Source organism: Nostoc sp. GT001, from assembly GCF_030382115.1.
Lineage (GTDB): Bacteria > Cyanobacteriota > Cyanobacteriia > Cyanobacteriales > Nostocaceae > Nostoc.
This window is the reverse complement of sequence record NZ_JAUDRJ010000003.1, coordinates 89541-104605: the sequence shown is the minus strand read 5'-3', so window position 1 is coordinate 104605 and position 15065 is coordinate 89541. Positions and strand designations below refer to the sequence as shown.

Sequence of the window (15065 nt, the reverse complement as noted above, 5' to 3'; positions counted from 1 at the left end):
TGACTAGAACTATTAAAAAATTAATGTCTCGTGAAAACGTGACAATAGCTTTTTTCCTTTGATTATTGAAATTTATATACTATTAAATATTGTGTAATAAATTGGACAATTTATAAAAGTCATTTTCAAAGGCGATCGCTAATAGAGATATAGCAGAATTCAAAATTCAGAATTCAGGAGTAAAACACGCTTTATACCTGGGTAACAGACTTAGCTTTTGTACCTCACCAACTTGAAATCTGCTGTATGAGCCAAAAAGAATGTAGAGACATAGCAGTGCTACGTCTCTACAAGGGTTTTGGATAACGCATATTTAATTTTGGATATGACTCAATACGGTTCGGATAAGTATTTTGAACTCAGAATAGGGTTTGGGGAAAAGAGGAATGGGTTTGCGGTTAAAGGTTTTTTTATTCCCCTTTCCCCTTTCCCCTTTACCCTTTCCCCTTTAACCGAACCGTATTGGCAACGCCTGAACTCAAATTAAAATCGTTGCCCAATTCCCAGATGCACTTTGCTTTCTCCCTGGTCGTTAATGCCATAGTCAGCCCGAATTAAACCTAGTGGTGAATTTACTCGCACTCCCGCCCCATAACCAAAACCATAACCTGCTTTATCTCGTACACCTGCCGGATCTCCTAATACAGTATCACCAGAACCTAAATCTGAGGCGAAGTCGGCAAACAATACACCGCCTACGATTGGTAAAACGGGAAAACGATATTCTGCGGAAGCCAACACATAACTGCGTCCACTGCCAACTTCTCCAGAATCGTAACCGCGCACTGAGTTGGAACCACCCAAGTTAAAGCTTTCGTAAGGCGGTAAATTCCCAAGGACGGTACCGGCTTGGACATTCACCGCAAAGACTTGTGGCTGTTTGCTGTTAAATAACTGCACTGGTAAATATTGGCTGTAATTAGCTTTGAGGCGATTGAGGGAAATATTACCTTGACCGACGGGTATAGATTGTTCTGTACTCAGACTTAGAACGGAACCTTGAGTTGGATTGAGGGGATTATCTCGTTGGTCTTTGGTGGCGGTGAAGGATACGGTAGTTAGGTCGTCAATACCAGTTCCACTCGCAGATAGGGGATTGCCCTGAACGTCGGTTGGGGTAACATTACCTTGGCGATCGCGAATACTAGTTCGGGTATAGTTTAATCCTAATGAGGTATTCCAATCATCAATTGGTCGCTGCAAGCTGACACCACCGCCAATTTGACCTTCTCGCACTTTGTCGCCGTTGGTTAACTTAATCTTGTCATCAAAGGTTTCCGAAAGTTCCTGACTACGAAAACCATTTACAGTGTAGCCGAAGCGATCGGGGTTAGTTATCCGATAGGGACTGGTAAATTTGGTATTAAACTGCAAGTCTCGGCTACTTACACCAACATTCACCCCTAAAGTATCATTAACACCGCCGACATTCTGATCTTGATAGCTGATTGTACCTACCAATCCTTGATCAGCATTGTAACTACCACCCAAGTTAACACCACGGGCCCCAGTTTCTTTAAGTTGGTAGACTAAATCAAGTTTTGTTGCATCCCCTTCTAAGGCAACATTCACACTCTCAAATAAACCTGTACGATATAGCTGTTGAATGTCTTGTTTAACGATATTTTCTTGGAAAATTTGACCGGGTTTTAACTTTAGTTGTTGTTGTAAGAAATCTGCTTTGGTGCGTCCTCCGACGGGATTACCTTTGCTATCAACGGTTTTACCCTCATCGTTGACAAAGCGAAATTTGATATCACTTACCAAGCCTTCAGCGACATTCACAGTGAGAATGCCTTGAGAACTAGGTTTAATTGATAACACCCGCGCCAAGTTATAACCATTGTCGGCGTACCACTTGTTAATTTCTGCTACTGCTTGTTGCAGTCCACTGGGACTAATGGTGGTTCCAATCTGAGATTGCAAACGTTGTTGGGCGACTTGATAGGTAAGTACTTTAGCACCAGATAGTTGCAGCGATCGCACAATCACTGGTTGGACTTGGTAAACTACATTCAATCCAGCCTGTGTGCTAAAGCTATTCACACTGACATTGCTAAATAAACCTGTATTTAAAATTGCAGTTACATCTCTTTGTAGCTGGCTTTGACTGGTTTCTCCACCAGCTTGGGTTTTAATTACCTGGCGAATGATTTGCTGTAATTCTTGATTGGCTCCCACCACCTGTACATCTGTAGCTGTGACGACTAAATTGCTTTCAGTCGCGGGGGATGAGGGAGAGGAGGAGATGATGGGGAGTGTTACGGAAGAATTTCCCTTGTCTGCTGATTTTAAGACTACTGGGGAATTTTTGTTCGCACCTGTTTGCACAGCGACGGGATTTTGGGAAAATTGTTGTGCAACTATAGTTTCTGGGGAAGCAATTGTCTCTACCCGTGCGGGAGTGTCTTCAATTATCGGCACCACCAAGTTACCAGCTTTTGCAGTTGGAGTAACGGTTTTAGCAGGTGTAGCCGTTGCTTGCCCAGTAACATTGCCAGCAGCTAAAGTAGCTAAAGTAAAAATAGCAGTAGTAGAAACTCGCATAATATTTAACCTAATTAACTGGGAGTTAGTTGTAGAGACGCTAGCGAATAGGGATAATACTAACTTCCAGCTGCTTCGTCGATTTCCCTATTTATACCTCTTACCCAAACAGACAGTTAATTTTGATATTTTGTTTCTATGAGTAATCTATCTCGGTCATCGCTAGCTTCTAACTCCCAATCTGCAACTTCTCCTTTGCGGTTACTTGTATTAAGTAATGGTCATGGGGAAGATGTGATTGCAGTTCGGATTTTGCAAGAACTCCAACGACAACCAAACCCACCAGAGATATTTGCTTTACCTCTGGTGGGTGAAGGACGTGCTTATGAACAGTTGGATATCCCCTTTATCGGTTCAGTTCTGAATATGCCTTCTGGCGGCTTTATTTATATGGATGGCCGCCAATTAGCGCGGGATGTACGCGGTGGTTTATTGCAACTTACCCTCAGCCAAATTAAAGCTATCCGCCGTTGGGTGAGTTCTCAAAAAAAATTAGGTAATAGAAGGGCGATTTTAGCAGTGGGAGATATTTTGCCGCTGTTGTTTGCAACATTGAGTGGCGCTAATTATGCTTTTGTCGGTACGGCAAAATCTGAATATTATGTGCGAGATGAAGCTGGATTATTACCACGAAAATCTCAAGACGGAGGTTGGGAAAACTTTTCTGGTTCAATTTACCATCCTTGGGAACGTTGGTTAATGAGTCGTCGCCGTTGTAAGGCTGTGTTCCTTAGAGATGCGCTGACGACGGAAACATTAAAACAATGGCCAATTCCAGCTTTCTATTTGGGTAATCCCATGATGGATGGTCTAGAACCGACGTTTTCACGCCAACAATTTTATAGTCAGAATATCCAACAGCAAGAGACAGTTCGACCTTTTGTAGTGACTCTTCTTCCTGGTTCTCGTCCGCCAGAAGCATACACGAACTGGGAAACAATTATGATTGCTGTATCTGCATTAATGACAAGTTTTCAACAGCGAGATTCAATCTTCTATACTTCTAACACAGTAGTGTTTTTAGGTGCGATCGCTCCTGGTTTAGACTCTAATATTTTATCCCAAAGTGTACAATCCCAAGGCTGGCGTACTGAATCAGCATCTCCTATCCAACTTCGCGATCCAAAGGTCTTGACATTTAAACAGAGAAATGCTTATCTGCTATTGACCCAACAAGCCTATAATGATTGCTTACATTTGGGAGATATAGCGATCGCAATGGCAGGTACAGCCACAGAACAGTTTATCGGTTTAGGGAAACCTGCGATCGCGATTCCTGGTAATGGGCTACAATATAACCCTGGCTTTGCTGAATCTCAAAGTCGTCTTCTCGGATCGTCTCTGATTTTAATCGATCAACCTAGCAGAAGTAGCGAAGGTTGTACAATCCCTATTTAAAAACCCTGATAATTTGCAAATTATTGCTGAAAATGGTAAGCGACGTATGGGCAAACCGGGAGCAGCACTACGTATTGCTAATTGCTTGCGGGAAAAATTGGGATAATGGGGCAGTGGGTATGGGGCATTGTGGCAGGTTATTCTCCTTGTCCCCTTGTCCCCTCATCTCCCTTGTCCCTAATCCCTTACGCCACCAAGCCCGAACGTAAGGCCCTCACAGCAGCTTGGGTACGGTCATCAGCACATAGTTTATTTAGAATATTACGAACATGGGTTTTGACAGTACCAACTGTAATGTAGAGTTTCTCGGCAATTTGCCCATTGCTACATCCAGCTACAATCAACTCTAGGATTTCCAGTTCCCGTTGAGTCAGAGGGTATGTTTCCAAAACTTGCTCGTATTCTGATGCCAACGCTTCAATTTTTACAGTCTTCGGCTTGTCAGAACCTTGACTTTCTCCAGGAATACCTTGGCGCATCTTCCGCAATACCACGTTGGCAATTGCCGGATCGATCCAAGAGTTACCGCCGTGAGTTGCTTGAATTGCCTCAGTTAATTTACTGATGCTGGTTTCTTTCATATAATAAGAATCAGCGCCAGCTGCAAAGGCTGCAAGTACAGCGTCCTCTGTATGATCCATTGTCAAGATGAGAATCTTTGTAGTAGATTGCCCATTTTCAGCCTGGGAGCGTTTAAATTTGCGAGTGAGTTCGATGCCATCCATGTCAGGCAAGCCGATATCTACTACCGCTACATCTGGCTTGGCCGTTTCTAAAAGTTTTAACCCTTGGGTAGCATTTGCCGCTTCCCCAATTACTTTCAATGCACTATGAGACTGTAACGCTGCTCGTAGCCCCATGCGCGTTAAGTCATGATCTTCAATTAAAATAATACTAATTTCATTCATCGCTACACTCACTCTTGCGCTGTTTGCATCTTTCAAAGTCTTGCCTTTTGTAACTACTATCTATTATTTTCCCAAACTCAAGATAGATGATATTTTAACCTGTCTGCATCCACCGATAGAAATAACAAATACTCAAAAATTTTATATTTAGATAGAGGACAAATCTAGCTGGAGATATATAGATACTTACATAAAAAGTATGAAATATTAAAACGAATGCCAAATTGCTCCTTCTTAGCTGACAATTCAGCTTTGAGTTGCCATGTTCCATTGGTTAATTAGTATTATTTGGGATCAAACTTTAAAAAAAGCTTACGAAAATGAAAAAATTACAGCGGGTGAAAGTTGCTTTGCGAGAAAGTGAACGATGGATGCGAGCGATTTTTAATCAAACCTTTGGATTCATCCGATTGATAGAGCCAATAGAGATCCTTATGGAAGGGAATCAGCAGCGTTAAAATTTGGCGGAATCACCAACAGCAAAGTAATTCCTAATTTTTGGTGACTAACTTGTTCATCTGACTTTTCACAGGAGATAATAGCAACCCTCTGTGCGAATGTACGAACCTCTCCCCTTTTAGGTTTTGAATTTTTGCCTAACTTTTGTCGAGAACCTTTTTTCGGCATTAAGGTTTGGTAATTTTGCGAACATCTATAAGTCTGATATAACCGGGAAAATACTAATACAGATGTGGCGATCGCGAAAAAAATTAGTTGAAATTTCAGGAGCTAGGATTACTTCAGATTCACAAAGAGTTATAGATATTACTTTTTTATTTACCTGGTCTAACTAACCTGATAGATAAAACTGTTCAAGCTTATGGTACACGATAATGGGATGCAACTCTCACCAATGACTGACGACGATGGCTTGCTTACTCATCTACAATTGTTTTAAGTTGGTAAAGTATTTTATTTTACTTTATATCAGCGGTGTCTGCTTGTTAATTACTAATTTTTTGCAGGGCATTGGTCATTTGCTAGGAGTTTAGTTACCAGAGTCTTGTAAATTAACCAGATTGAAGATACAACAGACTCAATTCAACCCAAGGAAAGTCCCGAAAGAGCGATCAACATACTACTAATGGAGGATAACGAAGTTGATGTGATGAGTGTCAAGCAGCTATTAAAGTGGATCTTATGCAAAATATCTTAATCAATCAAATTACAGGTTTTAGATATCCGAAAATCTTATATTCTTTAGTTGGATAAACTGAAAAAGAGAAATGTTATACATCAACCTATGTTTGGCGGCGAAAATAAAAACCGATGGAAGAGACGCTGAAAATTTTGGTTGTAGACGATGACGAAGTAGACCGGATAGCAATCTGTTCTGCTCTGACTACAGCAGGTGTTCAGATGCAACTGTCTGAAGTAAGCAATGGTAATGATGCGTTCTCTGTTTTAAGCATTACTGCTTACGATTGTGTTTTCCTAAACTATTCCTTACCAGATAGGGATGCACTAACTTTGATTCAACAGCTACGTTCTTCAGAAATTAAAGTTCCTTTAGTAGTCCTAACTGGTCAAGGAGATGAACAAATTACTCTCCAATTATTGAAAGCTGGTGCTACAGACTATCTCTCTAAGTCTAGAATATCTCCAGAAACTTTGTCGCAGGTTTTGCGGAATGTGATTCGGATTTATCGGGCGGAAATGCAGGTGGATTTGGCAAATCAGCAACTTAGAGAAACTTATGAACAACTCATTTGTCAGAACCAAGAATTGGAGAGACAACAACAACAGATTCAAATACAAAACTTCAAGCTATTGGAGGCATCACGTCTAAAATCACTTTTTTTGGCAACTATATCTCACGAACTTAGAACGCCGATGAATGCGATTATTGGTTTTTCGCAAATACTGCTGCGTCCTAAATTCGGTCAGCTAACGCGCCAGCAAGCAGATATGGTTGAGCGCATTTTGAATAATGGGAAGCATTTACTAATGCTACTCAATGAAGTTCTCGACTTTTCCAAACTGGAGGGAGGAGGATTAGATTTAAAGGCAGAAAGATTTGATATATCAAAGGTAATCAATCTTGTTGTCAGTGAAATGCGTTCCCTAGCTGATGCTAAAAATCTTTCATTGTTAGTACAAACCGATTTGCAAAATCCTTTGGTATTTAACGATCCGGTTCGTGTCAAACAGATTTTAATTAACCTGCTTTCCAACGCCATTAAATTCACAGAATCTGGTGAAATTTGGGTTGAGGTCAAGGAACTCCCTGCAAATCGAGTGGTAATTATCGTTCAAGATACAGGTATAGGCATAGCCCCCAGAGATTTTAAGCATATTTTTGAAGCATTTCGGCAAGTCGATCAAACTATCACTCGCAAATATCCAGGTACAGGTCTGGGTTTGGCAATTATAGATTCGCTAGTGCGAATGATGGGCGGTAAAATATTTCTTGAGAGTAAATTGGGGGTGGGTTCAATGTTTAAAATTGAATTGCCACGTCAAATTACATTACCGACTGTAGCACCCCATGCTCCAGCTTCACAGTTAGATAACGATAGCGACGATTTTTTTTGCCCTGCTAAAAATCCTCACCAGTCATCTTCTCAAGCCAGGAAAGCACCAATAGAATATCCTAAATTTAAAAATTACTTCCCAAAAAACTGATAAAAATTTATAAATCATGTCTGTAGTTGAAAATAATAAAATTTATCGCATCTTAGCAGTTGACGACACTCAAGATAATCTCATTTTGGTTCAAGCAATTTTAGAAAGTGAGGGGTATAAAATTGATTTGGCTTCAGATGGAATCAAGGCTTTACGCAAAATTGAGCAATCTCCACCCGATCTGATTCTGTTAGATGTAATGATGCCAGGGATAGATGGCTATGAAGTCACACGTCGGATTCGGAATAACCCTGCAATCTCTTATATTCCAATTCTGTTAATTACTGCCTTTCACCAATCCAGCGTTGTCGAAGGTTTGGATGCTGGTGCTGATGATTTTATTCGTAAACCATTTGATACTGATGAACTACTGGCAAGAGTGCGATCGCTATTACGTCTCAAGCACAGTCTGGACGAACAACAAAAAATGGCCCGCCAACGGGAAGATTTTGTTTCCCGTCTGACTCATGACTTGCGAACTCCCCTAGTAGCCGCCGATCGGATGTTGAATTTGTTTGAAATGGAAACATTCTGTAAAATTTCGCCGGAAATGAAACAGGCGATCGCAGTTATGATTCGCAGTAACCAAAATTTGATGGAAATGGTCAACACGCTCTTAGAAGTCTATCGCTTCGAGGCAGGTAAAAAAACGTTGAATTGGGAGGAATGCGATTTATCTGAGATATCTCAAGAAGTAGTCAGCGAACTAAGTCCTCTAACTAATGAAAAAGGCTTGACTCTGGAAATAGATACCCGTGAATTAGATCCACTGAGTCAAAACGCTGCTATTATCATGGGCGATCGCTTAGAGTTACGGCGAGTGTTAAACAACCTGATTGCAAATGCCATCAAATTTACAGATACGGGAGGCATAACAATCCGTATTTATGAAACCTCATCTAATCTAGGAGATCCAGATTCGGTCATAATTGAGGTACAAGATACAGGATATGGGATTGCGCCAGAAGATCAAGGAACAATTTTCGAGCGATTTCGCCAAGGCAGAAATAAACGCTCAGGTAGTGGCTTAGGACTACATCTATCCCATCGCATTATAGAAGGGCACGCAGGAACTATCAAGGTCGCTTCTGAACTAGGTAAAGGTAGTTTGTTTACTGTTCAACTACCTAAAAACACTTAAGCTATTCTCCTTCACCACAGATTATTATGCGGATATCTCCCAATAAATTACATTAATTTTTGATGTGTTTTTATGTCCCTAACAAAACTTAAATTAGCTTAAATTATATGGATTAATTACAGCAGCATTTGAAGGTTAATCCAATCTAGAATACTGCCAGATAACTTGCCTCTTCCAATATTTGTATACTCCCAATGGCAGATGTATTGATCGACTAAAATAACTAAATCTACTTTTGTATCATTCTATAGATAGTAGAAATAACTATTTGACAAAGTTATTATTCAACCTATTAATGCCTGAAAAACGTGTATGCACCCTGGAATCATAACCCAGGGTCTTTTTTATAAAAACTTAGATAATCATCATTTTTTCATCATTGACTACTGTCCATGTCCACCCTCAACTCTTAATAGGGTGGACATGGACAGGGCTTAAAAAGGATTATAGAGTAAACTAAAATACAGACCGTTTTCTTGTAATGTTCTCTCATTATTTGAGTTAATAGATACCAAAGGAATACCCCAATCAAGACGAACGGTGAAGCGATCGCCCTGTGCCAAACGCAACCCCAGACCAACAGCAGCTAAAGTATTGCGATCGGGATTATCTTTACCAGAAGTATTCCAGCCAACACCAAAATCTACAAAGGGGATAACCTGTAAGATGCTATTTATCTGCGGTAAGCGCAGAATTGGTACTTGAACTTCCGCAGACACAAAAGTGCCATTATCTGTCAGCAGGTAATCTTGACGGTAGCCGCGAATGCTATCCTGTCCACCGATACCAAATTGCTCTATCGGCAGAAGTTTTGTAGATGCTAGTTGCGTATTTAAACGTAATAACAATAAAGTTTCAGGAGCTAAAAGGCGCGCCCACTGCGCTTGCCCTTGCCAAGCAAAAAAACGGCTATCGGGAGCATCTTGATTAACTGTGGCATTCAACACATCTATGCCCAAACTGAATTGAGAGCGTAGGGCGATGACTTCACGACTGTTACGACTCGTCCATTCTTGAAAAAATCGCAACGCCGATACCCTAGTGCGTCCCTCATCATCAGCACCAGGCGAAAGTTCAGAGGCGGGAACCCCTTCTCTCTGTAACAAGGACGAGATATCACTTTCGCGTCGGGAAGCTGTTAACCCCAGAGCGAATTCTTGTGTAGGAGTTTGGATTATTGGCTGGCGGAATGTCAGTTCGTAGTAGCGAGAAGCTGATTCGATATCTAGGAAGTCGAAAGGAGGCTCAATGACATTGCTCGACGTAGTGCCATAGTTCAAGGTAAGCGTTCCGTTGCGGGGATTAAGAGGCAACGTGTAACTAGCGTCAAAGGAATTGCTACCATCAGTATTGGTGTAGCCTACACTCAGACTATCCCCCAATCCAAGTAAGTTGGCTTCATTCAATCTTAACCCGCGGCGAAAACTGCCAACACTAGGCGATCGCCCATTATCAAGAACTATTTGCCCACTAAAGGTTTTTGCCTCACTGATTTTAACTTCCAAAAGACTCGTACCCGTCCGCGATCCTGCTGAGAGTTCAGCAGTCACGTTTTGAATCAAAGGATTAAGTTGCAGCAGTTGCAGGGCTTCTAATAAACGCTGGCGATTCAGAGGCGGTGATGTCGCGATTGCTAGTCGGCTACGGACATAATTCGGGTTCAACCGCCGAGTCCCAGTTACCTGAATATCTTCTAATTTACCTTCGACCACCTGAATTTTGAGAACACCAGATTGGATTGTTTGAGGTGGAATATAGGCACCAGAAGTAATGTAACCATTTTTGACATATAACTCAGTGATTTTAGAACGTGCTTGATACACTTGGGTCAGTGAGATCGGTCGTTTGGTAAATTCAGCAGTGACTTTGGCTAATTCTTGGGCACTGAAAACTGTGCTACCAACAACTTCAAAGCGTTCAACAACAATAGTTTGAGGAAAGTTACCAGGGAGTGGTGCATCAGGTGTGGGAGTTGGGGCAGAGGGTGGAAGTAGTTCTGCTGGTGGAGGGAGTGGCTGTGGCACTTCAGGTGAGGGAAGTGGTGAGGGTGTGGGTGGTTGGATATCCTGTGGTGGTGGAATTTGTTGTGATAGGGTGAAATCACTCGTTGGTAATTGTGTAGTATCAACAGCCTGAGCTTTCAGTGGACTTAAAGATGTACTGCTAAGTAATAGAAGCATACTCAGCGGTAAGCAGGACACTATAAGATTCTGAGGGTATTTATCAATCATCGCACTGGACTATTTTTTGTCAGTAACTATGGGATTATACGGGGACTGCTTCAGATGTGAATCTTACTTCATCTTTTGTCGCTAAAGTTGATATCTTGAGCAAATCTCACTTTAAAAGCTAAATCATCTGGTGATTGCAGATTTAAAAGTATTAATGAGATATCTGGTGAAATTAAATTAATTATGCGTTGCCCGAAATCCTTAGTAGGCAAAATTTATGTAGTCAAAGGCTTCCCGTACCACTACGTGGAAGCAAGCTACGCCTAGTATCTCCGTGCTTTTTTTACAGTTAAATCTGATACCAAATTTCTGATGAGAGTGTGCTGCAATCAGTAGACCTCTTGCAAAAGTAATTTTTGCACTCTTGTGGGAAAAGGGAAAAGGTTAAAGGGAAAAGGTTTTTTATTGTTCCTTTCCCCTTTCCCCCTTACCCTTTTCCCTACTTTTGCAAGAAGTCTAGTGTAGGTCTTTCTCTTGTGCGTCTCTGAAAGACAAGCCTACACCGCTCATTGCAACCTCCTACCTGCTACCTTCTTCACTGCATACCGCTTTGCTGAAACATTCCCATCAATTTACGTTTACGAGCATGAGTTTGCATCAAGTTGTCCCGATAGCTTAACCAGTCAGCTTTCTTCCCAGATTCCAGGTAGGCATTACGCGCCTTTTTCAACCATTCAACTGCGTAATAATAGTATTCGGCTTTACCTGCATCCATAATCTTTTCAGCACGGCGACGAGCATTCGCAATCACCCAACCAGGATTATGAGGGATAGCAGCATCCATAACTCGGTGAATTAACTCTGAACGATCGGAACTTAGTTCACTAGCGATCGCAATTGCATCATCAATTAGCCCCTCATGCAAGAATATATCTACCTTGGCTGATTCTGTTCCCCAACCACTACAAGTACGGACAATTCTCAGCAGGTCTGTTTTGACACTTTCCCAGTTTTCCCCAGCTAATTCTGCCATCCTTTGGTAATCCACAAAGGAGGGCTTCATTTGAAAAGCTGCCTTGATTGCTAATAAAGCAGCTTCACTATTACCCAACTCACTAGCTAAATCACTTGTCCAAATTCCCAATTCATACTGACAATTACCCGGTAAATTTAATCCACTCTGGGCTATATCTAGTGCTTGCTGTAACGCTCCCTGAAGACTGAGTGTTTTCGCTAGGGCAAAGGCTTCTTCCATTGAGTTCATCTGGGTTTGAGCAGCATCAATTGCTTCTTCCACCCTGCCTAAACGCCCCAACATTGTCAGATATTGCTGGGTTTGCCCTTCCGCTTCTGCTAAATACAGGTATTCTTGATAACGTTCTTGACGTTCGAGAATTTTCAGGCGAATTAATGCCAAATCGTCTGCATAATCTGGTACGTCTTCTTCCCATGCTCCCCTTTCAGTAATGTTACCTTGGAGAACTTGTACCAGCGGCAGATAATCCCAACCTTGGCGTAAAGCCTCCATGACTAGACCAAAATCAGCATTCCACTCATCTTGCCAAGCTTCCAAATTTATTTGAATATCAACTTTTTCTTCTGGAGTAAGTTCGGCGATTAGAACTGCTTCACACCAAGCATTATTTAATTCCGCGACAACTTCATCATTTTCAGCGCCATATTCGGCAACATCATCCCAATTTTCCGCACAGGTAGAGGTAATCGCTGACAAAATAGCGATCGCATTTTCACCTTCTCCCCGTTCGCTAAAATCTACCGCAGTTTGCACTACACTCAACAAATCTTCGCCAATCGGGTCTTCTTCATATCCCTCCTCAAAGTAGCGCACAGTATCCTTGAGAATCTGCCGTACTTGCCGCCGAAAGGGAGCCGGATCGAGAGTATTGCGGCGCACGAATTTTATGGCTGTTTGGTTGTCAGCAGGATTCGTCATCCAACTTACATGACGGTCAATCGCCTCAATTAGGGGGGGNTATTCTGCTACCAACTCTTGCAGCAGCCTTTGAGTTTCGATACTATCCAGGCGATTTAGTAGTTCTTCAAGGGTGGGGCGCTGCTCAATATTTTCTGAGTTACGCGCACAAACGAGCATCGTCGCCACAATGTGCTTGCACCAACCTTCATAGTTGTAAGCACAGGTGCATTTTACTGAGGTTAACCCACTGCTATCGAAACTTAGGTTGACATGATAAGGTCTAGCTTCGGTGCCTACAACATCTGCCTGAAGCTGATGACCACGTTGGATAACTGCATTAACAGCACCAGCGTTGTAATATGCCTCGCCCCGCTGGAAAGATTTGGCGTTGGCATGACGGCGGATAGTAAATTCACTAATTTGGGGAATAGACATCGAGCGATCGCCTGCGTAAATCTTCTGGATCAATCCTAAATCCAGCTTAGTGTTACGCTAACGCGCTGTAAAGAGAAAGGTGTGGAGATTCTGAGTGAAACTGCAATTTCTATTCATTAACTAGCTCAGAACTGGGAATCAGCTTCATTACCCTGCAAATACTCACTTAATTTCTTGTCGCTTTTCTGGGAAAACCAACCCATATAATGAAAATATCCATATTTTCGCCAGAAGTGAGTGAATCATAATTTGAGTTAGCAATACCCGAACCTGAAATCAGTGAACAGTCAACAGTAAACAGTCAGGGTAATGTAAGGTAAGGGATTTAGAGTTCAGCGATAAAACTGATAACTGATAACTGTTAAAAGGGTTGCGCTGATTGTCGGTCAAGTTGAGAATAAATAGGCGAAGCACACGGGGAAACTAACGTGAGTCAAGGATATGATTACGATTTAGTAATTATCGGCGCTGGTGTAGGCGGGCATGGCGCAGCCTTACACGCCGTAAGTTGTGGTTTGAAAACAGCAATTATTGAAGCTGCTGATATGGGAGGAACCTGTGTTAATCGCGGCTGTATTCCTTCTAAAGCGCTGCTGGCAGCATCTGGACGTGTGCGGGAGTTACGCAATGCCCACCACCTCAAGTCACTGGGAATTCAAATTGGTAGCGTAGAATTCGATCGCCAAGCGATCGCTAATCATGCTAGTAATCTCGTCTCGAAAATTCAAGGCGACTTAACCAACAGCCTCAAACGGCTAGGGGTCGATATCATCAGGGGTTGGGGAAAAATCGCTGGGGCGCAAAAAGTTTCTGTCGTCGGAGACGGCGGTGAAAAAACCATCACAGCCAAAGACATTATCCTTTCACCTGGTTCAATTCCTTTTGTGCCTCCAGGGATTGAAGTAGACGGCAAAACTGTCTTTACCAGCGATCAAGGTGTCAAATTAGAGTCATTACCAGACTGGGTGGCAATTATTGGTAGTGGTTACATCGGCTTAGAATTTTCTGATATTTACTCAGCTTTGGGTTGTGAAATCACCTTGATTGAAGCCCTAGATCAGTTAATGCCAGGATTTGACCGCGATATTGCCAAGCTTGCCGAACGGGTGCTAATTACTCCCCGCGATATTGAAACGAAAGTCGGGATATACGCCAAAAAAGTCATTCCCGGTTCACCTGTAGTCATTGAGTTAGCAGATTTCAAAACCAAAGAAGATGTAGATGTCATCGAGGTAGATGCTTGCTTGGTAGCTACAGGACGCATCCCGGCGACCAAAAATCTCGGTTTAGAGTCTGTGGGTGTGGAACTCGATCGGCGGAATTTTATTCCAGTAGACGATCGCATGGCAGTACTATCAGCAGGTGAAGTCGTACCGCATTTGTGGGCAATTGGCGACGCGAATGGGAAGATGATGTTAGCCCATGCGGCTTCTGCTCAAGGCGTCATCGCGGTAGAAAATATAGTTGGGAGGGAAAAAATAGTAGACTATCGCAGCATCCCCGCAGCGGCATTTACCCACCCAGAGGTCAGCTATGTAGGCTTAACTGAAACAGCAGCTAAGGAGTTGGGACAAGCCGAAGGATTTGAAATCGCCACCAGTAGGAGTTACTTCAAAGGAAATTCCAAAGCGTTGGCAGAAAATGAAGCCGACGGTATTGCCAAGGTGATATATCGCAAAGACACCGGAGAAGTCTTAGGAGTCCACATTTTCGGACTGCACGCCTCAGACTTAATTCATGAAGCGTCAGCCGCGATCGCCAACCGTCAATCTGTCCACAATCTTGCACATCTAGTTCACGCCCACCCGACACTCTCGGAAGTTCTGGACGAAGCTTATAAACGAGCGATCGCAATTTAGTCATTTGTTCTTTGTCATTTGTCCTTTGCTAATAAACAAGGACAA

7 protein-coding genes and 1 pseudogene are annotated in these 15065 nt (G+C 42.3%); 4 read left to right on the top strand and 4 right to left on the bottom strand.

Translation table 11 applies throughout. The annotated features are described in order from the left end of the window. Positions 1 to 483: 483 nt before the first annotated feature. Positions 484 to 2547 carry a BamA/OMP85 family outer membrane protein gene (locus QUD05_RS03095; RefSeq protein WP_289794815.1) on the bottom strand — a complete coding sequence of 688 codons (2064 nt, stop codon included), beginning with the start codon at positions 2545 to 2547 and terminating at the stop codon, positions 484 to 486. 138 nt (positions 2548 to 2685) lie between these two features. Between QUD05_RS03095 and QUD05_RS03090 the strand changes: the two are divergent. Beyond that, positions 2686 to 4051 (top strand): annotated as a pseudogene (locus tag QUD05_RS03090) (lipid-A-disaccharide synthase-related protein). 79 nt (positions 4052 to 4130) lie between these two features. On the opposite strand, the gene QUD05_RS03085 reads toward QUD05_RS03090, so the two are convergent. Beyond that, a complete protein-coding gene (locus QUD05_RS03085; protein ID WP_289794814.1) occupies positions 4131 to 4853 on the bottom strand; it encodes a response regulator transcription factor in 723 nt (240 codons plus the stop codon). Positions 4854 to 6122: 1269 nt separating this feature from the next. Here QUD05_RS03085 and QUD05_RS03080 point away from each other — a divergent pair. Further along, complete coding sequence (locus QUD05_RS03080; protein ID WP_289794813.1) at positions 6123 to 7478, top strand: ATP-binding response regulator; 1356 nt, start codon at positions 6123 to 6125, stop codon at positions 7476 to 7478. 16 nt (positions 7479 to 7494) lie between these two features. Further along, entirely contained in the window at positions 7495 to 8619 is a 1125-nt protein-coding gene (locus QUD05_RS03075) for a hybrid sensor histidine kinase/response regulator (protein ID WP_289794812.1), read from the top strand. A 434-nt stretch (positions 8620 to 9053) separates the two neighbouring features. Here QUD05_RS03075 and QUD05_RS03070 read toward each other — a convergent pair whose 3' ends face one another. Together QUD05_RS03070 and QUD05_RS03065 are read right to left on the bottom strand one after the other, a co-directional pair. Further along, entirely contained in the window at positions 9054 to 10799 is a 1746-nt protein-coding gene (locus QUD05_RS03070; protein ID WP_416211615.1) for a ShlB/FhaC/HecB family hemolysin secretion/activation protein, read from the bottom strand. A 586-nt stretch (positions 10800 to 11385) separates the two neighbouring features. After that, the gene (locus QUD05_RS03065) at positions 11386 to 13161 is read right to left on the bottom strand and encodes an SWIM zinc finger family protein (protein ID WP_289799866.1); all 1776 of its coding nucleotides are present in this window, start codon (positions 13159 to 13161) and stop codon (positions 11386 to 11388) included. 428 nt (positions 13162 to 13589) lie between these two features. On the opposite strand from QUD05_RS03065, the gene lpdA reads away from it, so the two are divergent. Beyond that, on the top strand, positions 13590 to 15020 hold the full coding sequence (lpdA, locus tag QUD05_RS03060) for a dihydrolipoyl dehydrogenase (RefSeq protein WP_289794810.1): 1431 nt from the start codon (positions 13590 to 13592) through the stop codon (positions 15018 to 15020). Positions 15021 to 15065 lie beyond the last annotated feature (45 nt).